Origin of the sequence: Streptomyces dioscori (assembly GCF_003024195.1) — a bacterium.
Classification (GTDB): Bacteria; Actinomycetota; Actinomycetes; order Streptomycetales; family Streptomycetaceae; genus Streptomyces; species Streptomyces dioscori.
This window is the reverse complement of sequence record NZ_KZ679057.1, coordinates 201,639-224,021: the sequence shown is the minus strand read 5'-3', so window position 1 is coordinate 224,021 and position 22,383 is coordinate 201,639. Positions and strand designations below refer to the sequence as shown.

Annotated in this window: 16 protein-coding genes and 1 pseudogene; 8 read left to right on the top strand and 9 right to left on the bottom strand. The window is 71.0% G+C overall.

Translation table 11 applies throughout. From position 1 onward, the window contains the following. The 3 genes and pseudogenes from C6Y14_RS38710 to C6Y14_RS38700 form a co-directional block, all read left to right on the top strand. Nucleotides 1-117 (top strand): annotated as a pseudogene (locus C6Y14_RS38710) (sulfate adenylyltransferase subunit CysD); the annotation flags it as partial. Between the two features lie 2 nt (nucleotides 118-119). Next, nucleotides 120-1,376, top strand: coding sequence for a sulfate adenylyltransferase subunit 1 (locus tag C6Y14_RS38705; RefSeq protein WP_107021582.1), 1,257 nt, complete (start codon nucleotides 120-122; stop codon nucleotides 1,374-1,376). 282 nt (nucleotides 1,377-1,658) lie between these two features. Further along, nucleotides 1,659-2,111, top strand: coding sequence for an ATP-binding protein (locus C6Y14_RS38700; protein WP_107021581.1), 453 nt, complete (start codon nucleotides 1,659-1,661; stop codon nucleotides 2,109-2,111). A 30-nt stretch (nucleotides 2,112-2,141) separates the two neighbouring features. Here C6Y14_RS38700 and argF read toward each other — a convergent pair whose 3' ends face one another. Together argF and C6Y14_RS38690 are read right to left on the bottom strand one after the other, a co-directional pair. Beyond that, entirely contained in the window at nucleotides 2,142-3,149 is a 1,008-nt protein-coding gene (gene argF / locus C6Y14_RS38695) for an ornithine carbamoyltransferase (protein WP_107021580.1), read from the bottom strand. A gap of 92 nt (nucleotides 3,150-3,241) precedes the next feature. After that, nucleotides 3,242-4,474 carry an arginine deiminase gene (locus tag C6Y14_RS38690; protein ID WP_107021579.1) on the bottom strand — a complete coding sequence of 411 codons (1,233 nt, stop codon included), beginning with the start codon at nucleotides 4,472-4,474 and terminating at the stop codon, nucleotides 3,242-3,244. A 176-nt stretch (nucleotides 4,475-4,650) separates the two neighbouring features. Here C6Y14_RS38690 and C6Y14_RS38685 point away from each other — a divergent pair, with 176 nt between their 5' ends. Both C6Y14_RS38685 and C6Y14_RS38680 read left to right on the top strand, forming a co-directional pair. Next, nucleotides 4,651-5,787, top strand: coding sequence for an SPFH domain-containing protein (locus tag C6Y14_RS38685; RefSeq protein ID WP_107021578.1), 1,137 nt, complete (start codon nucleotides 4,651-4,653; stop codon nucleotides 5,785-5,787). Continuing rightward, on the top strand, nucleotides 5,784-6,701 hold the full coding sequence (locus C6Y14_RS38680) for a hypothetical protein (RefSeq protein ID WP_107021577.1): 918 nt from the start codon (nucleotides 5,784-5,786) through the stop codon (nucleotides 6,699-6,701). Before C6Y14_RS38685 ends, C6Y14_RS38680 begins: the two co-directional genes overlap by 4 nt. A gap of 8 nt (nucleotides 6,702-6,709) precedes the next feature. Here the strand turns inward: C6Y14_RS38680 and C6Y14_RS38675 are convergent, their stop codons facing one another. The 7 genes from C6Y14_RS38675 to C6Y14_RS38645 form a co-directional block, all read right to left on the bottom strand. Further along, on the bottom strand, nucleotides 6,710-9,289 hold the full coding sequence (locus tag C6Y14_RS38675; RefSeq protein ID WP_107021576.1) for a polynucleotide kinase-phosphatase: 2,580 nt from the start codon (nucleotides 9,287-9,289) through the stop codon (nucleotides 6,710-6,712). Further along, nucleotides 9,286-10,782 carry a 3' terminal RNA ribose 2'-O-methyltransferase Hen1 gene (locus C6Y14_RS38670; RefSeq protein WP_107021575.1) on the bottom strand — a complete coding sequence of 499 codons (1,497 nt, stop codon included), beginning with the start codon at nucleotides 10,780-10,782 and terminating at the stop codon, nucleotides 9,286-9,288. The genes C6Y14_RS38675 and C6Y14_RS38670 overlap by 4 nt, the downstream gene beginning before the upstream one ends. A gap of 156 nt (nucleotides 10,783-10,938) precedes the next feature. Continuing rightward, entirely contained in the window at nucleotides 10,939-11,859 is a 921-nt protein-coding gene (locus C6Y14_RS38665) for an LLM class F420-dependent oxidoreductase (RefSeq protein WP_107021574.1), read from the bottom strand. A gap of 247 nt (nucleotides 11,860-12,106) precedes the next feature. Beyond that, entirely contained in the window at nucleotides 12,107-12,571 is a 465-nt protein-coding gene (locus C6Y14_RS38660; protein ID WP_107021573.1) for a DUF6099 family protein, read from the bottom strand. A gap of 266 nt (nucleotides 12,572-12,837) precedes the next feature. Beyond that, nucleotides 12,838-13,164 (bottom strand): nucleotide pyrophosphohydrolase, encoded by a 327-nt coding sequence (locus C6Y14_RS38655; protein WP_107021572.1) that lies wholly within the window; start codon nucleotides 13,162-13,164, stop codon nucleotides 12,838-12,840. Continuing rightward, nucleotides 13,161-14,384: an AAA family ATPase gene (locus tag C6Y14_RS38650; RefSeq protein ID WP_225891496.1), complete on the bottom strand. Its 1,224-nt coding sequence runs from the start codon at nucleotides 14,382-14,384 to the stop codon at nucleotides 13,161-13,163. The genes C6Y14_RS38655 and C6Y14_RS38650 overlap by 4 nt, the downstream gene beginning before the upstream one ends. A 107-nt stretch (nucleotides 14,385-14,491) precedes the next feature. Beyond that, nucleotides 14,492-14,881: a cell division protein SepF gene (locus tag C6Y14_RS38645; protein ID WP_107021571.1), complete on the bottom strand. Its 390-nt coding sequence runs from the start codon at nucleotides 14,879-14,881 to the stop codon at nucleotides 14,492-14,494. A gap of 416 nt (nucleotides 14,882-15,297) precedes the next feature. Between C6Y14_RS38645 and C6Y14_RS38640 the strand changes: the two genes are divergently transcribed. The 3 genes from C6Y14_RS38640 to katG all read left to right on the top strand — a co-directional run bounded on the left by C6Y14_RS38640 (nucleotide 15,298) and on the right by katG (nucleotide 22,365). Next, on the top strand, nucleotides 15,298-19,386 hold the full coding sequence (locus C6Y14_RS38640) for a molybdopterin-dependent oxidoreductase (protein WP_404828894.1): 4,089 nt from the start codon (nucleotides 15,298-15,300) through the stop codon (nucleotides 19,384-19,386). A 235-nt stretch (nucleotides 19,387-19,621) separates the two neighbouring features. Then, nucleotides 19,622-20,077, top strand: coding sequence for a Fur family transcriptional regulator (locus C6Y14_RS38635; protein WP_107021569.1), 456 nt, complete (start codon nucleotides 19,622-19,624; stop codon nucleotides 20,075-20,077). A 56-nt stretch (nucleotides 20,078-20,133) separates the two neighbouring features. After that, nucleotides 20,134-22,365 carry a catalase/peroxidase HPI gene (gene katG / locus C6Y14_RS38630; RefSeq protein ID WP_107021568.1) on the top strand — a complete coding sequence of 744 codons (2,232 nt, stop codon included), beginning with the start codon at nucleotides 20,134-20,136 and terminating at the stop codon, nucleotides 22,363-22,365. The last annotated feature ends 18 nt before the right edge of the window (nucleotides 22,366-22,383 follow it).

Genomic DNA, 22,383 nt, shown 5'->3' with positions numbered 1-22,383 from the left:
GAGGCCGTGATCACCGAGATCGCCGCCTCCCGGCTCACCGAGCGGGGCGCCACCCGCGCCGACGACAAGATGTCCGAGGCCGCGATGGAAGACCGCAAGCGCGAGGGGTACTTCTAGCCATGACCAGCACCACCACCTCGGCGATACGCGCAGGCGTCGACACCTTGCGCTTCGCGACCGCGGGATCCGTCGACGACGGCAAGTCCACCCTCGTCGGCCGCCTCCTCCACGACTCCAAGTCGGTCCTCACCGACCAGCTGGAAGCCGTCGAGCACGCCTCCCGCAACCGCGGCCAGGACACCCCCGACCTCGCCCTCCTCACCGACGGCCTGCGCGCCGAACGCGAACAGGGCATCACCATCGACGTCGCCTACCGCTACTTCGCCACCGCGAAAAGGCGCTTCATCCTCGCCGACACCCCCGGCCACGTGCAGTACACCCGCAACATGGTCACCGGCGCCTCCACCGCCGAACTGACCGTGGTCCTGGTCGACGCGCGCAACGGAGTCGTCGAGCAGACCCGCCGCCACGCCGCGATCGCCGCCCTCCTGCGCGTCCCGCACGTCGTGCTCGCCGTCAACAAGATGGACCTCGTCGGATACGAGGCGAAAGGGTTCGACCGGATCGTCGAGGACTTCGCGGGCCACGCGGCCGAGCTGGACCTGCCGGGCTTCACCCCGATCCCCGTATCGGCGCTGGCCGGGGACAACGTGGTGGAGCGTTCCGCGCGCATGGACTGGTACGGGGGCCCCGCGCTGCTGGAGCACCTGGAGTCCGTCCCGGTCGGCGCCGACCCGACGGGCGCACCCGCCCGGTTCCCCGTCCAGTACGTGATCCGGCACGGCGAGGCCCGTCACTACGCGGGCCAGCTGGCCTCCGGCTCGCTGCGCGTCGGCGACCGCGTGACCGTCCACCCCTCCGGCGGAACGTCCACGATCGAGGGCATCGACGTACTCGGGGAGGAGGTACGGGAGGCGTACGCGCCGCAGTCGCTGGCCCTGCGTCTGACGGACCACCTCGACGTCTCGCGCGGCGACATGATCACCAGCGGTCCGGACGTGCCCGCGCTCACCAGGGACGTCCGGGCCGCCGTCTGCCATCTGGCCGACCGTCCGCTGCGCGTCGGCGACCGGGTGCTCGTCAGACATACGACCCGCATGGTGAAGGCGATCGTGACGAACCTGACCGCGAGCGGCTCGGCGGAGCTGCACGCGAACGACCTGGGCCGGATCACCCTGCGCACCGCCGAGCCGCTCGCGCTCGACGACTACGCCGACAGCCGCCGTACCGGCGCGTTCATCCTGATCGACCCGGCGGACGGATCGACGCTGACGGCGGGCATGGTCGATCTGAGCGAGACCGCTGCCGCGATCTGACCGCCGATCCGACCGCCGATCCGACCGCAGGAGCGTACGAGTACGAGTACGAGGCCGGGCACCAGCGACGAGGTGCCCGGCTTCTCGCTGTCGTGACACGCCCGGTCACCGAGTCACGACTCGTCGATAGCTCCGTAACGGCGGGAGCGGTCCGCGGTCGGCGAACCGTTCCTCTGGGTAGACAGCCCGGACCGGGCCGAACGTCCCGAAAAGAGCCCACCGACCGCCTCTGTCGGGATGCGACGTACCATTCCTAAAGTTGAAAGCAGGACATCCTGCTCCATGAACGGATCCGCCTTGCACGAGCCCCACGCCCCAGCCTCCTGGCGCATCGCCCTGCCGCACACCGTCGCGGCGGTGCCGGTCGCCCGCGCACTGGTCCGCACCGCGCTGGCGGAGATCGAGCTGTCCGCCGACTGCGACACCGCGGAGCTGCTCACCGCCGAACTGGTGGCCAACGCCGTGGAGCACACCAGGGGCGACTCACCCATAGAGCTGGTCGTGGAGCTGCTGCCCACCGGATGCCAGGTCGAGGTGCACGACCCGGACCCGTCCCCGCCGGGCGACCTCACGGTCCCCGATCCGTCGTGCGAGCCCGACCCCTGGCAGGAGCACGGCCGCGGGCTGCTGCTGATCCGCACCCTCAGCTCGTCGTGCGGTCACCGCCCGACGGAGTCCGGCAAGGCGGTCTGGTTCCGGCTGCCGGTGGTCCCCCACCAGCGGAGGTCGGCCTGAGAGCACTCCTGGCAGCAGCCGGGACACCGCTCAGGACAGCGTCGCCACCAGGACCGCCTTGATCGTGTGCAGCCGGTTCTCCGCCTCGTCGAAGACGACCGAGTGGGCCGACTCGAAGACCTCGTCGGTGACCTCCAGGCAGTCGAGCCCGTGCCGCTCGTGGATCTCGCGCCCGACCTTGGTGCCCAGGTCGTGGAAGGCGGGCAGGCAGTGCAGGAACTTGACGTCCGCGTTGCCGGTGGCCCGCAGGACGTCCATCGTCACGGCGTACGGGCCGAGGTCGGCGATGCGCTCGTCCCAGACCTCCTTGGGCTCCCCCATCGACACCCACACGTCCGTGGCGACGAAGTCGACGCCGAGGACCCCCTCGCCGACCTCCTCGGTGAGCGTGATCCGCGCCCCGCTGACCACGGCCAGCTCGCGCGCCTGCGCCACGACCTCCTCGACCGGCCAGTAGGCCTTCGGCGCGACGATCCGTACGTCCATGCCGAGCAGCGCGCCGGTGACCAGGTAGGAGTTGCCCATGTTGAGGCGGGCGTCGCCGAGGTAGGCGAAGGAGATCTCGTTCAGGGGCTTGTCGCAGTGCTCGACCATCGTGAGCACGTCCGCCAGCATCTGTGTCGGGTGCCAGTCGTCGGTCAGGCCGTTGTAGACGGGCACCCCGGCGTGGGCCGCCAGCTCCTCGACGCCCTCCTGGCTGTCCCCCCGGTACTCGATCGCGTGGAACATCCGGCCGAGCACCCGGGCGGTGTCCTTCACGGACTCCTTGTGCCCTATCTGCGAGCCGGACGGGTCGAGGTACGTGGTCGACGCGCCCTGGTCCGCGGCGGCGACCTCGAAGGCGCAGCGTGTGCGTGTCGAGGTCTTCTCGAAGATCAGCGCGATGTTCCGGCCCCGTAGCCGCTGGGTCTCCGTCCCGGCCTTCTTCGCCGCCTTCAGCTCGGCGGCGAGCTCGATCAGGCCGCGGAACTCGTCCTGCGTGAAGTCCAGCTCCTTCAGGAAGTGGCGGCCGGCGAGGGCGTACGGGACTGTCGCCATGGGGGCGCTCCAGGGTTACGTAAACAGGGACTCTTGGAATTCTATACGACGACCCACATTTCTATACAGCCCCCTGTTCGCGTCCGGGCCGGTCAGCCCAGGGTCACGGCGTCCCGCTGCACCGGGCAGCTCATGCAGCGCGGGCCGCCGCGCCCCCGGCCCAGTTCGCTGCCCGGGATCTCGATCACTTCGATGCCCTGTTTGCGCAGGTGGGTGTTGGTGGTCTGGTTGCGCTCGTAGGCGACGACGACGCCCGGTTCGACCGCGAGGACGTTGCAGCCGTCGTCCCACTGCTCGCGTTCGGCGGCGTGCACGTCCTGGGTGGCGGTCAGGACGCGGATCCGGCTCAGCCCGAGCGCGGCAGCGATCGCGCGGTGCATGTGCTCCGGCGGATGGTCGGTGACCTTGAGTTCCTTGTCGCCGACGCCCGGTTCGATGGTGTACGAGCGGAGCATGCCGAGGCCCGCGTACTGGGTGAAGGTGTCGCCGTCGACCATCGTCATCACCGTGTCGAGGTGCATGAGGGCCCGCTTCTTGGGCATGTCGAGCGCCACGATGGACTGCGCCGAACCGGTGGCGAAGAGCTTGTGGGCGAGCATCTCCACGGCCTGGGGTGTGGTCCGCTCACTCATGCCGATGAGCACGGCGCCGTTGCCGATGACGAGGACGTCGCCGCCCTCGATGGTGGACGGATAGTCGGCCTGCCCCTCGGACCACACGTTGAAGGTCTCCGCGCGGAACAGCGGGTGGTGCCGGTAGATCGCCTCGAAGTGCACGGTCTCGCGTCTGCGCGCGGGCCAGCGCATGGCGTTGATGGAGACGCCGTCGTAGATCCAGGCGGAGGTGTCGCGGGTGAAGAGGTGGTTGGGCAGCGGGCCGAGGAGGAAGTCGTCCAGGTCCATGACGTGGAAGCGCACGGAGGTCGGCTCGGGGTGCGCTTCGAGGAATTCCCGCTTGGTCATCCCGCCGACCAGCGCCTCGGCCAGCTCTGCGGCCGGCAGACCCTCGAAGGCGGCCCGTAGGTGATCGGTGGCGAGCGGCCCGTACTCCTTCTCGTCGAAGACCCGGTCCAGGACGAGCGACCGGGCCTCCGGGATGGCCATGGCCTCGGTCAGCAGGTCACCGAAGAGGTGGACGGTGACGCCGCGGTCGCGCAGGACGTCCGCGAACCCGTCGTGCTCCGCGCGCGCCCTGCGCACCCACAGCACGTCGTCGAAGAGGAGGGCGTCCTTGTTGCTGGGGGTGAGCCTTTTGAGCTCCAGATCCGGCCGGTGGAGGATGACGCGGCGCAGCCGCCCGGCTTCGGAGTCGACGTGGAATCCCATGACTCCATCCTGACCACCCGAGGGCCGCTTGACCCACCGCTCGGCACTTTCTTCGCCCACGCGTTCGCCTGGGCATCCCCACCCCTCCTCCACCTCTTTAATAGTCTCCTTGACTATTAATAGGAGAACTGGTTATCGTCGGCCAGACGACAAACGAGGGGGAACGAGGGAATCCAATGGCCGACATCACCAGGCGCCTGGGCTGGCGCCACCTGCGCGGCGCTCCGACGGCGCACATCCGGCACCACCGCGGCGCGGAACTGCTGCACGACGGTCCCGGACTCAGCTTCTGGTACCGCGCGCTGAGCGCCGCACTGTCCGAAGTACCGGTGGACGACCGCGAGTTGGCGATGACCTTCCACGCCCGTACGTCCGACTTCCAGGACGTCGCGGTACAGGCGACCGTCACCTACCGGGTCAGCGACCCGGCGCTCGCCTCGGCGCGCCTGGACTTCTCCATCGACCCCGACACCGGGGTGTGGCGGGGCGCGCCGCTGGAGCAACTGGGCACCCTGCTCACCGAGTCGGCCCAGCAGCACGCCCTGGACGTACTGGCCCGTACGACCCTGGCGTCGGCGCTGGTCGACGGCGTGGCGTCGGTACGGGAGCGGGTCGCGGCCGGACTGGCGGCGGAACCGCGGCTGCCCGCGACCGGTATCGAGGTGGTCGCCGTGCGCGTGGTGGCCCTGCGCCCGGAGCCGGAGGTGGAGCGGGCCCTGCGCACCCCGGCCCGCGAGCAGATCCAGCAGGAGGCGGACCGCGCCACGTACGAGCGGCGGGCCGTGGCCGTCGAGCGGGAGCGGGCGATCGCCGAGAACGAACTGGCGAGCCAGATCGAACTCGCGCGGCGCGAGGAGCAGTTGGTCGAGCAGCGCGGTACGAACACCCGCCGCGAGGCGGAGGAGCACGCTGCGGCGGACGCGGTACGCGCCGAGGCCGAGGCGGCCAGGACGGTGAAACTGGCCGGGGCGGAGGCCGAGCGGTCCGTGCGGCTCGCGGACGCCGAGGCCAGGCGGAACGAGCGGCTGGCCAAGGCGGAGGCCGAGCGGACGGTACGGCTCGCGGACGCCGAGGCGACCCGTGCCGTACGGCTGGCGCGGGCGGAGGCGGAGGCGGCGCGCGAGGTCGGGGAGGCGCGGGCACAGGCCCAGGCCGCCTGGCTGCGGGTGCACGCGGACGTCGACAACAGCACCCTGCACGCCCTGACCGGGACGCGGCTCGCCGAGAACCTGCCGAACATCGACAGCGTCACGATCTCGCCGGACGTACTGACCGGCCTGCTGGCCAAACTGGGCGTACGGGACGGCACATGAGCCTCGCCCCGCGGATCGTACTGGTCCACCGCACCACGGAGTACGAGGAGTTGGTGGCCCACCACGGCACGCACGGGCAGGCCGCCTTCTTCCTCTCCTCCCGCGGCCGGGACATCGAGGAGGTCGCGGAACGCCACCGCCGCACGAGGCGCGCGCTGTCGGACGTGACCGCGGCGATTCCCCTGACGTGGCGTCAGAGCCGTGTCGAACGAGCCGACCTGGACCGCTTCCTGTTCGCCCCGGAGGACGTGGTGGTCGTGGTCGGCCAGGACGGCCTGGTGGCGAACGCGGCCAAGTACCTCACCGGGCAGCCGGTGGTGGGCATCGACGCGGACCCCGGCCGCAACGCGGGCGTCCTGGTACGCCACAGCCCGGCGGACGCGGCCCGCCTGCTCCCCGCGGCGCTCGCCGCCGGGACGGGCATGGCGGAACTCACCATGGTGGAGGCCGTGGCCGACGACACCCAGCGGCTGCTCGCCCTGAACGAGATCTACCTGGGCGCGGCGGGCCACCAGACGGCCCGGTACCGCCTGGGCGTCGAGGGAGGCGGCCCCTCCACGGGTGGTGCGGGCGTCGTCGAGGCCCAGGCCTCCTCCGGGGTGCTGGTGGGCACGGGGACGGGCGCGACGGGGTGGATCAGGTCGGTGTGGCAGGAGAGGGGAAACCCCCTGCCCCTCCCCCGCCCCACGGAGGACCGCCTGGTGTGGTGCGTCCGCGAGGCCTGGCCGTCCCCGACGACCGGCACCTCACAGGTGGCGGGCCAGCTCTCCGCCACCTCCCGCCTCACCCTCACCGCCGAATCCGAACGCCTGATCGCGTTCGGCGACGGGATGGAGGGGGACGCGCTGGAACTCACGTGGGGGCAGTCGGTGCGGGTGGGGGTTTGCGGGCGGCGGCTGCGGTTGGTGGGGTGAGGAAAACCCTACAACCGAGGATCCACCGGCTCCGACTCCAGCGCCAGCACCCCGAACACCGCCTCGTGCACCCGCCACAGCGGCTCCCCGTCGGCGAGGCGGTCCAGGGATTCCAGGCCCAGGGCGTACTCGCGCAGGGCGAGGGAGCGCTTGTGGTCGAGGGAGCGTCCACGCAGGCGGTCGAGGTTCTCGGGGCGGGTGTACTCCGGACCGTAGATGATCCGCAGGTACTCCCGGCCCCGGCACTTGATGCCCGGCTGGACCAGTCGGCCCTTGGGCGTGCGTGCCACGGCCCCGACGGGCTTGACGACCATGCCTTCGCCGCCGCGGCCGGTCATCTCCAGCCACCAGTCGACGCCGGCCCGGACCGACGCCGGGTCGTCCGTGTCGACGAACAGGCGCCGGGTGGTGCTCAGGAGCCCGGACGGGTCGGCCGTCACCAGCCGGTCGATCAGGGTCAGCTGCTCGTCGTGCGGTACGGCCGCCAGGCTGCGGCCCCGGGTGGCGAGGATCTGGAAGGGGGCGAGCCGCACTCCTTCCAGACCGGACGTGGGCCAGCAGTACCGCCGGTACGCGTCGGTGAAGGCAGCCGCGTCGACGGCCCGTTCCCGCTGCTTGGTCAGCAGGTCCCCCACCTCGACGCCCCGCGCCGCCGCCCTCTCCAGCGCGGCGACCGCTCCCGGGAACACCGCGCCGGCCGCGGCGCCCACGGCGGCGTACTGCGAGCGCAGCAGTCCGGAGGCCTTGAGCGACCAGGGCAGCAGCTCGGCGTCGAGCAGCAGCCAGTCCGTGTCCAGTTCCTCCCACAGGCCGGCCTCAGTGACGGCGTCCCGCACCCGGCCGAGGATCTCCTCGGTGAGGGAGCCCCCCGCGCCCGAATCGACGGAACCGCCGGTCGGCTCCGGGAAGAAGGGGCGCCCGGTACGGGTGTACAGCGCGCCCGTGGCCCCGGTCGTCGTCCCGAACCGTTCGCGCGCGGTCTCCGCGGTGCGGCACACCAGCGCCACCGCCCGCGAGCCCATGTGCTTCTCCTCGCACACGACCCGCGCGACCCCGTCGGCCCGGTACTGCTCGAAGGCCTCGGCCGGGTGCTCCAGGTAGCCCTCCACACGGGAGGTCGCGGTGGGTGCCATGGTCGGCGGCAGGTACGGCATCAGACGGGGGTCCACGGCGAAGCGGCTCATGACCTCCAGGGCCGCGGCGGCGTTCTCCTCGCGCACGGCGACGCGGCCCGCGTGCCGGGTCTCGACGACACGGCGGCCGTGCACGTCCGCGAGGTCGAGCGGCCGTCCCTCGTGGCCGCCCGGCGCCTCGGACGCCAGCGGCCTGACCGGCTCGTACCAGACCTTCTCGGCCGGTACGTCGACGAGTTCGCGCGCCGGCCAGCGCAGCGCGGTGAGTTTGCCGCCGAACACGGCTCCGGTGTCCAGGCAGATGGTGTTGTTGAGCCAGGTGGCCTCCGGCACGGGCGTGTGGCCGTAGACGACCGCTGCCCGGCCCCGGTAGTCCTCGGCCCACGGATAGCGCACGGGCAGCCCGAACTCGTCGGTCTCGCCCGTGGTCTCGCCGTACAGCGCGTGCGAGCGCACCCGGCCCGACGTACGGCCGTGGTACTTCTCGGGCAGGCCCGCGTGGCAGACGACGAGGCCGCCGCCGTCGAGGACGTAGTGGCTGACCAGCCCGTCCACGAACTCCCGTACCTGCCGCTTGAACTCGTCGCTCTCGTTCTCCATCTGCGCGATGGTCTCGGCGAGGCCGTGGGTGGGCTGTACCTTGCGGCCCTTGAGGTGGCGGCCGTACTTGTTCTCGTGATTGCCCGGTACGCACAGGGCGTCGCCCGAGCCGACCATGGACATCACCCGGCGCAGGACGCCCGGGGAGTCGGGGCCGCGGTCGACGAGGTCGCCGACGAACACGGCCGTACGCCCCTCGGGGTGCACGCCGTCCACGTAGCCCAACTTCGCCAGCAGTGCGTCCAGTTCGGAGGCGCACCCGTGGATGTCGCCGATGATGTCGAAGGGGCCGGTGAGGTGGGTCAGGTCGTTGTACCGCTTCTCGGTACGGACCTCCGCGGTCTCGACCTCCTCGACGCCCCGCAGGACGTGCACCTTGCGGAAGCCTTCACGCTCCAACTGCCTGAGTGAGCGCCGCAGTTCGCGGATGTGCCGCTGGATGACGCGGCGCGGCATGCCGGCGCGGTCGGTGCGCGCGGCGTTGCGTTCGGCGCACACCTCCTCGGGCACGTCGAGCACGATGGCGATGGGCAGCACATCGTGCTTCCTGGCCAGCTCGATCAGCTGCCTGCGGCTGTCCGACTGCACGCTGGTCGCGTCCACGACGGTGCGCCGGCCGGCCGCGAGACGCTTGCCCGCGATGTAGTCGAGGACGTCGAAGGCGTCCTTGCTGGCGCTCTGGTCGTTCTCGTCGTCGGCGACGAGGCCCCGGCAGAAGTCCGACGAGATCACCTCGGTCGGCTTGAAGTGCCGCCGGGCGAAGGTGGACTTGCCCGAGCCGGACGCGCCGATCAGCACGACGAGGGAGAGGTCGGTGACGGGCAGCGTACGCACCCTGGTCCCGTTGTCGCTCATGCTGCCTTCTCCTCCTTCGTGTCCTGTCCGCGGGTGTGCCGTGAACGCGTGTCCTGTGCGCGCAGTGCGAAGACCGCCATCTGGGTCGGTGGTCCCACCTCGGGGTCGTCGGGGCCGACCGGTGCGAACTCCACTTCGTAGCCGTGCCGTTCGGCGACCTCGGCCGCCCACGTCCTGAACTCGGCGCGCGTCCACTCGAAGCGGTGGTCGCCGTGCCGGACATGACCGGCCGGGAGGGTGTCCCAGCGGACGTTGTACTCGACGTTCGGTGTCGTCACGATCACCGTCCCGGGGCGCGCGGAGCCGAACACCGCGTACTCCAGTGCGGGCAGCCGCGGCAGGTCGAGGTGTTCGACGACCTCGCTGAGCACCGCCGCGTCGTAGCCCTTGAGCCGCTTGTCGGTGTAGGCGAGCGAGCCCTGGACGAGCCTGACGCGCTCCGACTGGCGCTCCCCCATCCGCTCCAGGCCGAGCCGCCGCGCGGCCACGGTGAGCGCCCGCATCGACACGTCGACCCCGACGATCTCGGTGTACCGCGTGTCCTTGAGCAGTTCCTGCACCAACTGGCCCTGTCCGCAGCCGAGATCGAGCACCCTGGCGGCGCCCCTCGCCCGCAGCGCGGCGACGATCGCCTCCCGGCGCCGGACCGCGAGCGGTACGGGCGCCTCCTCGGTGTCCGTCCGCTCGTCGACGGCGTTGTCGATCTCCTCGACCGCGCTGTCGTCCGTCTCGGCGAGCCGTACGAGTTCCAGCCGCTCCCTGGCCTGCCGGGTGAGCGACGAACGGCGCGCCAGATAGCGGCTGGTGATCAGCTCCTGCTCCGGGTGGTCCGACAGCCAGCCCTCCCCCGCCCGCAGCAGCTTGTCCACCTCGTCGGAGGAGACCCAGTAGTGCTTGGCGTCGTCGAGCACCGGCAGGAGGACGTACAGGTGGCGCAAGGCGTCCGCGAGACGCTGTTCCCCTTCGAGTACGAGGCTCACGTACCGCGAGTCGCCCCACTCGGGGAACTCCGTGTCCAGCGCCACCGGCTCCGCGCTCACCGCCCACCCGAGCGGTTCGAACAGCGCGCGTACGAGACCGGCGCCGCCGCTGGCCGGCAGTGCGGGCACCTCGACGCGCAGGGGCAGCGGACGCGCGGGCAGCTCCGGCCTCGCCTGGCAGCTGCCCTTCATCGCGCTGGAGAACACACTGCTCAGTGCCACGGCGAGAAGCGAGGAGGCGGCGTACGGGCGGTCGTTGACGTACTGCGCGAGAGCCGCGTCCGGTGCTCCGCCGCGGCCCTTGCCCCTGCCGCGCCGGACCAGTGCCACCGCGTCCAGCTCCAGGAGCAGCGCCGCCGTACAGCGCTCCGGGCTCGCCTCGGGGTAGAAGACGTGCGCCTTGCCGTAGGAGGTCGAGAACGACTGTGACTTATCAGGATGCTTGTGCAGCAGATAGCCGAGGTCGGTCGCTGGGCGCTCCGGGGCGCCGGTCGCACTGATCGCAAGGAACACTGGTCTGCCTCGAAACGTCTTCTGAACTGCGGAAACCTGCCGTTTCCGCGCGCCCGCCCAACGTACAGCGAACCCTCCTGCCACACGCAGGCATTTTCGAGGGCGCGGGGCCGTCGGCGGCCCCGCGCCCCTGCGAGGCACCCGTCGCGCAAACGCTCAGAGCTGCGACTGGACCTGGGAGGAGATGAGGTCCAGGTGGTCCAGGTCGTCGAGGTCGAGGATCTGGAAGTAGATCCGCTGGGAGCCGATCTCCGCGAAACGGCCGATCCTGTCGACGACCTCGGCCGGGGAGCCCGCCAGGCCGTTGGCCTTCAGCTCCTCCACCTCACGGCCGATCGCCGCCGCCCGGCGGGCCACCTCGGCGTCGTCCTTGCCCACACAGGCGACGAGCGCGTTCGAGTAGACGAGGTCGGAGCCCTTGCGGCCGGCCTGCTCCGCGGCGGCCCGCACCCGGCCGAACTGGCGCTCACTGTCCTCGACCGACGCGAAGGGCATGTTGAACTCGTCGGCGTACCGGCCCGCGAGGCGCGGCGTACGGGACGCGCCGTGGCCGCCGATGAGCACCGGCACCTTGGACTGTGCGGGCTTGGGCAGCGCGGGCGAGTCCGTGAGCTGGTAGTGGGTGCCGTCGTAGGAGAAGGTCTCGCCGGGCTCGGTCTCCCACAGCCCCGTGACGATCGCCAGCTGCTCCTCCAGGCGGGCGAACTTCTCCTTCGGGAAGGGGATGCCGTACGCCTTGTGCTCCTCCTCGAACCAGCCCGCGCCCAGGCCCAGTTCGACCCGGCCGCCGGACATCTGGTCGACCTGGGCGACCTGGATCGCCAGGACGCCGGGCAGGCGGAACGTACCGGCCGTCATCAGGGTGCCGAGACGGATCCGCTTGGTCTCGCGGGCGAGTCCCGCGAGGGTGATCCAGGCGTCCGTCGGGCCGGGGAGGCCGTCCACGGAGCCCATGCGCAGGTAATGGTCCGAGCGGAAGAAGGCATCGAAGCCGAGGTCTTCGGTGGCCTTCGCCACGGCGAGCAGGGTGTCGTAGGTCGCCCCTTGCTGGGGCTCGGTGAAGATTCGAAGATCCATGCCTCCATCCTGCACGGTCGTGGCCCGGTCGGCGCCATCGGTACCGCCGGTCGCCGGCGTCTGATCTCCTTCGCCCCCGCCGCCCCTACCCTTCCCGTCACTGACTCGGGGGCGCTGCCCCCGAACCCCCGGTCCTCAAACGCCGGACGGGCTGGAGGTGTCCGCCGGTCCGGGGACACCTCCAGCCCGTCCGGCGTTTGAGGACGAGCGCGCAGCGCGATACGGGGGGCGAGGGAAAGCCACCCGCTCACGACCCCGCCGCCGCCCCCTGATCCCGCGCCGCGAGTCTTCGCAGCATTTCGAGGACCCGGTCCCGCGACTCGTCCGCCGCGTCGATCGCCTCCATGCACTGCCAGTACGTCCCCTCGTCCGCAGCCCCGCAGGCTATCCCCACCAGCGCGATCCCCACCTCCCCCAGCAACCCACCGAGTTCGAGAAGCGCCCCCCGCGCATCACCCAGCTCGGTCAGCTGCGCCGCCCGTAAGCTGCTGACATCGAGCGCCGGAGCACCCAGCACTCCGCACCCGCGACCGGCCAGCTCCGTCAACCCCAGTGCCTCGCCCCGTAGTTCGGGGGGCCCGGACACCGCCAGCCGGCTGCCTATCGCCTGGGCGAGGGCTTGGGCCTGCCAGGCCTCGGCCATGGTCTCGGAGGCGTCGCCGCTCCTCATCAGGGCACACCTGCTCGCACCGATGAGCCGCACCGCTTCCATCCGCTGTCCCCGTCTGTCCCGACGCGTTGTGCACACGCCTGCCCGAACTCCGCCTGCCACTACCCAGAGTGAGCTGTCTCGGGACGAAAAGCCAGAGGAAGTCTGAAATCTGCGGACACGGAATCGAATATGAACAGATCAACAGCAACGGAGAGTGACAATCGGAATTGTTGGTCCGTTTTTCCGCCCACAGCGCGGGAGTTGGCGCAGTTGGTGACAGTTGGCGGCAGTCGGCAGCGGGCCGGCAGCACATCGGCCGGGGTGCGTCACTCCGGCACCGGGAACCTCCCCTCGTTCCGGTCGATCTTCGCGTCCAGCGCCGCGAGCACATCGACCCCGAGGACGTCGCAGAGCTGGAGCAAGTACGCGAGCACATCCGCGACTTCGTCCCGTACGCGCGGCGCTCTCTTCGGGTCGTCCATCACCCGGGCCGACTCCTCGGGCGTCAACCACTGGAAGATCTCGACGAGTTCGGAGGCCTCCACGCTGAGCGCGGCGACGAGGTTCTTGGGCGTGTGGTAGGGCTCCCAGTTGCGCGCCGCGGCGAACGCGACGAGTCGGCGCTGCAGGGTCGCCACATCAAGTTCGGTCACGGTCCAAGGTCTACCACCGTCACCCCGTCCAGCCCCGCCGCCCAGGACGCGTCACTCACGGCTCCCACCAGCCGGATGTGTCCTCGTTCGCACATGCGGGCCGCCAGCCGTACGAGCCCTTCCCGCTGCCGGGCGTCCAGATCGCGGTCGAACCCGTCGACGAGCACGGTGAGTGTCTGCAGCGCCGCGGGCACCTCGCCCGCCGGGTCGACCGCCAGGACACCGGGCCCGGTGAGCAGCACCAGGGCCAGCGCCAGGTAGCGCAGTTCCCCGTTCCCCAGGCGGCCGAGGGGTGTCCGCAGTCCGTCGCCCCGGTCGAGGAGTGCCCGGACCGTGCCGCCCGCGCCCGCTCCGTCGGGGCCGGGCTCCGCGAGTACGTCGTACACCGGGCCCGCGCATCCCGCCCGCGCCGCGTCGACCAGCAGTCCGTGCCGCCGCCCGCATTCGGAGCGGGTACGCCACAGCACTTCGGCGAGGTTGTCGCAGCCGCGCAGCAGCCGTCCCGCGCCGAGCGGCACGTCGGTGCGCATACCTCGGGGCAGCGGGTCGCAGACGAAGACCGACCGCAGCGCGACCACCATCTGCTCTGCGGCGGCGAGGACTTGACGCTGGCCGTCCGTCCGGCCCGCGACCCGCAGTGGCAGGAGCGCGGTGCCGAGCCGGTCGTCGGGAAGCGGGGCCCTCGTCACGAGGGACGAGCCCGCGGTGTGCCAGGCCGCCTGCACCGCCCGGCGGGCCGGGTCCCGCAGGGCCGTCTGCAGCAGGGTGCGTCCTCCGGCGGTCAACCGCTCGCCCACGATACGGAGGTGGGGCTCAGCCTGTACGGCCACATCGAGTCGTACGGGGCCCTCGGGGCCGTCCGCCGTGCAGCCGATACGGAACCCGCGGCGCCGCTGGGCGTCGGGGCGGGCCCGCTCGGGTACGCAGTCGGCCGGGGCCGGGAACACCTCGCCGAGTTCGGCGCCCCCGCCGAGCCGGGCCAGTGCCTCGTACGCCCTCAGGGCACTGGACTTGCCGCTACCGCTGGGCCCGCACAACAAACTGAGCGGCCCGAGCGGGAATCCGGCCCCGCGGTGCACGCCGAACGCGGACAACCGCAACTCGGTGACACACGGCCGGCCGGGACGAGATGTGCTGGCGTCCGCGCGCCCCGACCCGCTCAGGGGCGCGGGGAACTGCGCAGTCTTTGCGTCTTCGGGGACGCGGGGCGACACGGTCATGTCCGGACCGTAGGACTCCGCCCGGAGGCGGAACCGTTTCGTCCGCGGACCTTCCTACGATCGGGGTAGCCGGTCGCGGAGGTTGCCGGAAGCCCCGCGTCGCGGCGTCACACGCCGGGAATCCCGGCCCCCTGCATCAGCCCCGCCACCTCGGTGCCCGGCGGCGTCAGCAGGAAGACGTTCTTGTCGACCCGGTGCATCCCGCTCGCCAGGCCGAAGACCACACCCGTACTGAAGTCGAGCACCCGCTTGGCGACATCCGTCTCGGCGCTGGTGAGATCCAGCAGGACCGGAATCCCGGCCATCAGGGTCTCGGCGACCTCGCGGGCGTCCGCGAAGATGTTGATGCGCAGCACCACGAAGCGGCGCCGCGTCTCGGTCTCCGCCTCCGGCAGCGCCCGATGGCCCACCGCCGACGGCCAGGCATCGCGCCCGCGCAGAGGAACTACCTGGGCGAGCCCTTCCCACTGTTCATCGGTGACGTCGTGGCTGTTCACCGGCTCCCCCCGCCCTGTCGTGCGTGACTGCGTCCTGATCAGTGCCCGGAATCGTGCTGATTGCCTGCACGGGTCACTGTCGGGCCATTGTTGCGCATGGTCACCCGTTCGGCCGAATGCGACACGGTCCGCAGCCGAGCGCCGTAGGCTTCGAAACCCTCACAACTCTCACAGCGACGCTCCCGACGGCCTCCCAGCAGCCTCACAGCGACCCTCGCACCCGCCCCCCTCACACCGGGCCGGCCGCCGCTGTGTGACGGGCGTAACTCCTGATGATCACGCCACGTGACACTGGCGTAACGGGCAATTCGTACACTTGGAGCCCCGAGCAGGCCGGCGAAAGGCAGCGTGTGAGCACGACCTCTCCCACGTCCCAGGTACGCACGGTCTGCTCGTACTGCGGCGTCGGCTGCGGCATGGTCCTCGACATCGGCATGGGCCCCGACGGACGGCGTACGGTCCTGAAGGCGACCGGCGACAAGGCGCACCCGGCGAATCGCGGCCGGCTCTGCACCAAGGGGGCCACCACCGCGGACATGCTCGCGGCGCCGGGACGGCTCTCCACCGCGCTCGTCCGCCAGGACCGCGGGGCCGGACCCGCACCGATGTCCGTGGACGCGGCGATCGCCGAGACCGCGCGGCGGCTGCGCGCGGTCATCGACGAGCACGGCCCGGACGCCTTCGCCTTCTACGTCTCGGGTCAGCTGAGCCTGGAGGCCCAGTACCTGGCGAACAAGCTGGCCAAGGGCTTCGTACGGACGAATCAGATCGAGTCCAACTCGCGGCTGTGCATGGCGAGCGCGGGCGCCGGTTACAAGCTGTCGCTGGGGGCCGACGGGCCGCCCGGCTCGTACCAGGACTTCGAGTCGGCGGACGTCTTCCTCGTCATCGGCTCGAACATGGCGGACTGCCATCCGGTCCTGTTCCTGCGGATGATGGACCGGGTGAAGTCGGCGGGCGCGAAGGTGATCGTCGTCGACCCGCGGCGCACCGCGACCGCCGACAAGGCCGATCTGTATCTGCAAATCAGGCCGGGTACGGATCTCGCCCTGCTGAACGGGCTGCTGCATCTGCTCCACGAGAACGGGCACACCGACCCCGCCTTCATCGCGGCCCGCACCGAGGGCTGGGAGGCCATGCCCGGCTTCCTCGCCGACTACCCGCCCGCCGCGGTCGCCGGGATCACCGGCATACCGGAGGCCGACATCCGGGAGGCCGCGCGGCTGATCGGCGAGGCGGGCGAGTGGATGAGCCTGTGGACCATGGGTCTCAACCAGTCCACGCACGGCACCTGGAACACCAACGCCCTGGTCAACCTGCATCTCGCCACCGGCGCGATCTGCCGCCCCGGGTCCGGGCCCTTCTCCCTCACCGGGCAGCCCAATGCCATGGGAGGGCGCGAGATGGGGTACATGGGGCCCGGTCTGCCGGGGCAGCGGTCCGTGCTCGTCGACGACGAGCGTGCCTTCGTCGAGGAGCTGTGGGAGCTGCCGCCCGACACCCTCCGCAAGGACGGGGTCGGCAGGGGTACGGTCGAGATGTTCCGGAAGATGGCCGACGGCGAGATCAAGGCCTGCTGGATCATCTGCACCAATCCGGTCGCCTCGGTGGCCAACCGGCGGACGGTCATCGAGGGCCTCGAAGCCGCAGAATTCGTCGTCACGCAGGACGTGTTCGCCGAGACCGAGACCAACGCGTACGCCGATGTCGTGCTCCCCGCCGCGATGTGGACCGAGACCGAGGGCGTGCTCATCAACAGCGAGCGCAACCTCACGCTCGCGCGGCCCGCCGTCGACCCGCCCGGTGAGGCGCTCGCGGACTGGCGGCTCATCGCGCGGGTGGCCTGCGAGATGGGGTACGAGAAGGGGTTCTCGTACGCGAGCGCGGAGGAGGTCTTCGAGGAGATCAAGCGGGCGTGGAATCCGGTGACGGGGTGGGATCTGCGGGGGGTCACGTACGAGCGGTTGCGGAAGACGTCCGTGCAGTGGCCCGCCTCGGACGCGGACGGGCCCGACCGGAATCCGATTCGGTACGTCGGGTCCGGGCCCGGGTCCGAGTCGGGGTCGGGGTCCGGGTCCGGTGGGCCGGTCTTTCCGACGGCCAGTGGGCGGGCCGTGTTCCATGCCCGGCCGCACCTGCCCGCCGCCGAACTGCCCGACGACGACTTTCCGTTCGTGCTGAACACCGGGCGGTTGCCGCATCAGTGGCACACGTTGACCAAGACGGGGCGGGTGGCCCGGCTCAACAGGCTTGACTCCGGGCCGTTCGTGGAGGTGCATCCGGAGGACGCGGCGGCACTGGGGGTCGCCGAGGGGGACCGGGTCGAGGTGGCGTCCCGGCGGGGGCGGGCCGTGCTGCCTGCGGTGGTTTCCGACCGGGTGCGGGTGGGGGCGCTGTTCGCGCCGTTCCACTGGAACGACCTGTTCGGGGAGTACCTGAGTGTCAACGCCGTCACCAGTGACGCCGTTGATCCTGTGTCGTTCCAGCCGGAGTTGAAGGTGTGTGCGGTGGCTTTGGCTCGGGTTTCCTCCCCCACCCCGCCCCTTCCCGTAACAGGGGCGCTGCCCCGGACCCCGTCGGGGGCGCTGCCCCCGGGCCCCCGCTCCTCAACCGCCGGAGGGGCTACACATACTGGGGCTGCAGGGATCTTCGGGCTGGAGCCCGGTCCCCCTCCCCTCCTCTCCGCCTACGAGCGCCAGTACCTCACCGGCTTTCTCGCCGGGCTGCCCGCCGGATCGCCCGGTGTGCCCGTGCTTCCGGTGGACGCGCCCTTCGATCCGGGGCACGCGCTCTGGGTGAACGGCGTTCTCGCCGGCATGTACTCCCGTGCCGCCGACACCCCGCGGGTCGCCGAAGCCGCCGGTCCCCTCCGTGAAGTCGTCGTCCTCTGGGCCTCGCAGACCGGGAACGCCGAAAACGTAGCCGGCGCGGCTGCCGAACAGCTTGTCGCCGGCGGGTACAGGGCCACGGTCCTCGGGATGGACGACGCCGACCCGCGTGCCCTGCCGCCGGGGGCGGACCTGCTGCTCATCACCAGTACGTTCGGCGACGGGGACGCGCCCGACAACGGCTCCGGGTTCTGGGCGGCCCTGGCCCAGGAGTCGCCGGAGCCGCCCCGCATGGACGGCGTGCGCTACTCCGTCCTCGCCCTCGGCGACTCCTCGTACGACGACTTCTGTGCGCACGGGCGGCGGCTCGACCAGCGGCTGGACGAGCTGGGCGGGGTGCGGCTCGCTCCGCGTGCCGACTGCGAGCCGGACTACGAGGCGCCCGCGCGGGCCTGGCTCGACGAGGTGGTCGGCGCGCTCGCGACCGAGAAGGAACCCGCACCGGCCCCCGCGTCGCCCGCCTCGACCGTCTCGACCGCCGCGACCGTCTCGCGGAAGCCCGCCTCCGTCACCGCCCGGCTCGTCGGGAACCGGCTGCTCAGCCTGCCGGGCGCGGGCAAGGAAGTGCGCCGGTTCACCTTCGACACCCGGGACGGCGACATCCCGCTGACGTACGAGGCCGGGGACGCGCTCGGTGTACGGCCGCTCAACTCGCCCGAGCTGGTCGACGAATGGCTCACCGTCGCCGGGCTCGACCCCGCAACCGGCGTCGAGATCGACGGAGTGGGGCACACCTCCGTCACCGACGCCCTCGTACGCCATCTCGACATCACCCGGATCTCCCCGGACCTGCTGCGCTTCGTCGCCGAACGGACCGGTGACAGCCGGGAGTTGAAGGGGCTGCTGCGGCCCGACAACAAGGACGGGCTGGCCCAGTGGAGTTGGGGGCGGCAGGTCGTCGACGTCATCGCCGAGCATCCGGTGCGGGCGAGCGCCCAGGAGTGGGCCGACGTCCTGAAGCGGCTCCAGCCCCGCCTGTACTCCATATCGTCCAGCCCGCTCACCGACCCGCACCACGTGTCCCTCACGGTCTCCGTCGTGCGGTACGAGAATCTCGGCGGGCTGGCTCGCGGCGGGGTCTGCTCGCCCTTTCTCGCCGATGCCGAGGCGGGGACACCGGTACCCGTGTTCGTACAGCGCTCCCCGCATTTCAGGCCGCCGGCCGATCCGGCGACCCCGATGGTGATGGTCGGGCCCGGCACCGGCGTCGCCCCCTTCGTCGGCTTCCTGGAGGAGCGGCGGGCCCTCGGGCACCGGGCACCGAACTGGCTGTTCTTCGGCGAGCAGCACCGGGCGACCGACTTCTACTACGAGGAGGAGCTGGACGGTTTCCTCGCCGACGGCACCCTCACTCGGCTGGACACGGCCTTCTCCCGCGACCAGCGCGCCAAGGTCTACGTCCAGGACCGGCTGCGCGAACACGGACCCGAGCTGTGGTCCTGGCTCCAGGGCGGCGCCCGCTTCTACGTCTGCGGCGACGCCTCCCGCATGGCCAAGGACGTCGACCGGACCCTGCGGGACATCGCGGTCGCCCACGGTGGCCTGAGCGAGACGGAGGCCACCGCGTACCTCAAGCAGCTGGCGGCGGAGAAGCGCTACGTCCGGGACGTGTACTGACCCGGGCTCGCAGAGCGCCCCGCCAGGGGCGCGGGGAACGGCGCGACCAGCCCCCACCGAACCCGCACCCGAATCACCGCCGCCTCCCACAGGGCACACCCCTTGCGGGACAAGGCCCCCACTGACCTGCACCGACACCCCCACCAGCAGGTGAACCCCACCCCAACCCGCCGCACCCAAACCTGTACCGTTCATTTACTTGAACTGTTCGTGTTTATGTCAGTAGGTTGGCTCCATGACCCCACCCGGCACACCGACGACCGCCGAAGAGCTGCGCGGCGCCGGCCTGCGGGTGACGGCAGCCCGTGTCGCGCTGCTCGAAACCGTCCGGGCGGGTGATCATCTCGGTGTGGAGGCCATCGCCACCGAGGTACGGGCCCGTGTGGGCCACATCTCGCTGCAAGCCGTGTACGAGGCACTTCACGCGCTGACCACGGTGAAGCTCGTCCGTCGCATCGAGCCGCCCGGCAGCCCGGCCCTCTTCGAGGGACGTGTCGGCGACAACCACCATCACCTCGTGTGCCGGTCGTGCGGAGTCGTGGCCGACGTCGACTGCGCGACCGGTCACGCCCCCTGCCTCACCGCGTCCCAGGACCACGGCTTCTCGGTCGACGAGGCCGAGGTCATCTACTGGGGCCTGTGCCCCGCCTGTGCCACCGAGTCCCCCAGCCCCACCAGCCTCAGTTCCTGAGCAAGTGATCCACCCGTTGAGCACGTGATCCACCCCGTTGTTCGGAAGGATTTCCCATGACCGAGAACCATGACGCGATCGTCACGGACCCGAAGCCCGAGGAGACCGGCGGCTGCCCGGTCGCGCACGGTCGCGCCCCGCACCCGACCCAGGGCGGTGGCAACCGTCAGTGGTGGCCCGAGCGCCTCAACCTGAAGATCCTTGCCAAGAATCCCGCCGTGTCGAACCCGCTCGGTGAGGAGTTCGACTACGCCGAGGCGTTCCAGGGCCTCGACCTCCCCGCGGTCAAACGTGACATCGCCGAGGTCCTGACCACCTCGCAGGACTGGTGGCCCGCGGACTTCGGCAACTACGGCCCGCTCATGATCCGTATGGCCTGGCACAGCGCCGGCACGTACCGCATCAGCGACGGCCGCGGTGGCGGCGGCGCCGGTCAGCAGCGGTTCGCGCCGCTGAACAGCTGGCCGGACAACGTCAACCTCGACAAGGCCCGCCGTCTGCTGTGGCCCGTGAAGAAGAAGTACGGCCAGAGCCTGTCCTGGGCCGACCTGCTGATCCTCACCGGCAACGTCGCCCTGGAGACCATGGGCTTCGAGACCTTCGGCTTCGCCGGTGGCCGCGCCGACGTGTGGGAGCCCGACGAGGACGTCTACTGGGGTCCCGAGACCACCTGGCTCGACGACCAGCGCTACACCGGCGACCGTGAGCTGGAGAACCCGCTCGGCGCCGTCCAGATGGGCCTCATCTACGTCAACCCCGAGGGCCCCAACGGCAACCCGGACCCGGTGGCCTCGGCCCGCGACATCCGTGAGACGTTCCGCCGGATGGCGATGAACGACGAGGAGACGGTCGCCCTGATCGCGGGCGGTCACACCTTCGGCAAGACCCACGGCGCGGGCCCCTCGGAGAGCGTCGGCGACGACCCCGAGGCCGCCTCGTTCGAGGAGCAGGGCCTGGGCTGGAAGAGCACGTACGGCACCGGCAAGGGCGGCGACACCATCACCAGTGGCCTTGAGGTCACCTGGACGAGCACGCCCACGCAGTGGAGCAACGGCTTCTTCAAGAACCTGTTCGAGTACGAGTGGGAGCTGACGCAGAGCCCCGCCGGTGCCAACCAGTGGGTCGCGAAGGACGGCGCGGGCGCCGGTACGATCCCGGACGCGCACGACCCGTCGAAGAGCCACGCCCCGAAGATGCTGACGGCCGACCTGGCGCTGCGCTTCGACCCGGCGTACGAGGAGATCTCGCGCCGCTTCTACGAGAACCCCGACCAGTTCGCGGACGCCTTCGCCCGTGCCTGGTACAAGCTCACCCACCGTGACCTGGGCCCGAAGTCCCTCTACCTCGGCCCGGAGGTCCCGGAGGAGACCCTGCTGTGGCAGGACCCGGTCCCGGCGGTCACGCACGAGCTGGTCGACGCGGCGGACATCGCCGAGCTGAAGAGCCAGATCCTCGCCTCGGGCCTCACGGTCTCCGAGCTGGTCTCCACGGCGTGGGCCTCGGCCTCGACCTTCCGTGGCAGCGACAAGCGCGGCGGCGCCAACGGCGCGCGCATCCGCCTTCAGCCGCAGAGCGGCTGGGAGGTCAACAACCCGGACCAGCTCGCCTCGGTGCTGCGGACCCTCGAAGGCGTCCAGTCGTCCTTCAACTCCGCTCACACCGGCGGCAAGCAGATCTCCCTCGCCGACCTGATCGTCCTCGCCGGTGCGGCGGGCGTCGAGAAGGCCGCGAAGGACGGCGGCGTCGAGGTCGAGGTGCCCTTCACCCCGGGCCGTACCGACGCGACGCAGGAGCAGACGGACGTGGAGTCGTTCGCCGCTCTGGAGCCGACCGCGGACGGGTTCCGGAACTACCTCGGCAAGGGCAACCGCCTGCCGGCCGAGTTCCTGCTGATCGACAAGGCGAACCTGCTCAAGCTGAGCGCTCCCGAGCTGACCGTCCTCGTCGGCGGCCTGCGCGTCCTGGGCACCAACCACGACCAGTCGGCGCACGGCGTCCTCACCGACAAGCCGGGAACCCTGACGAACGACTTCTTCGTCAACCTCCTGGACCTCGGTACGACGTGGAGCTCCACCTCGTCCGACCAGACCGCCTTCGAGGGCCGCGACGCGTCCACGGGCGAGGTCAAGTGGACCGGCACCCGTGCCGACCTGGTCTTCGGCTCGAACTCCGAGCTGCGCGCGCTCGCGGAGGTCTACGCGAGCGACGACGCGAAGGAGAAGTTCGTGAAGGACTTCGTCGAGGCGTGGGTCAAGGTCTCGAACGCGGACCGCTTCGACCTGGTCTGAGCCCAGTGGTCATCTAGC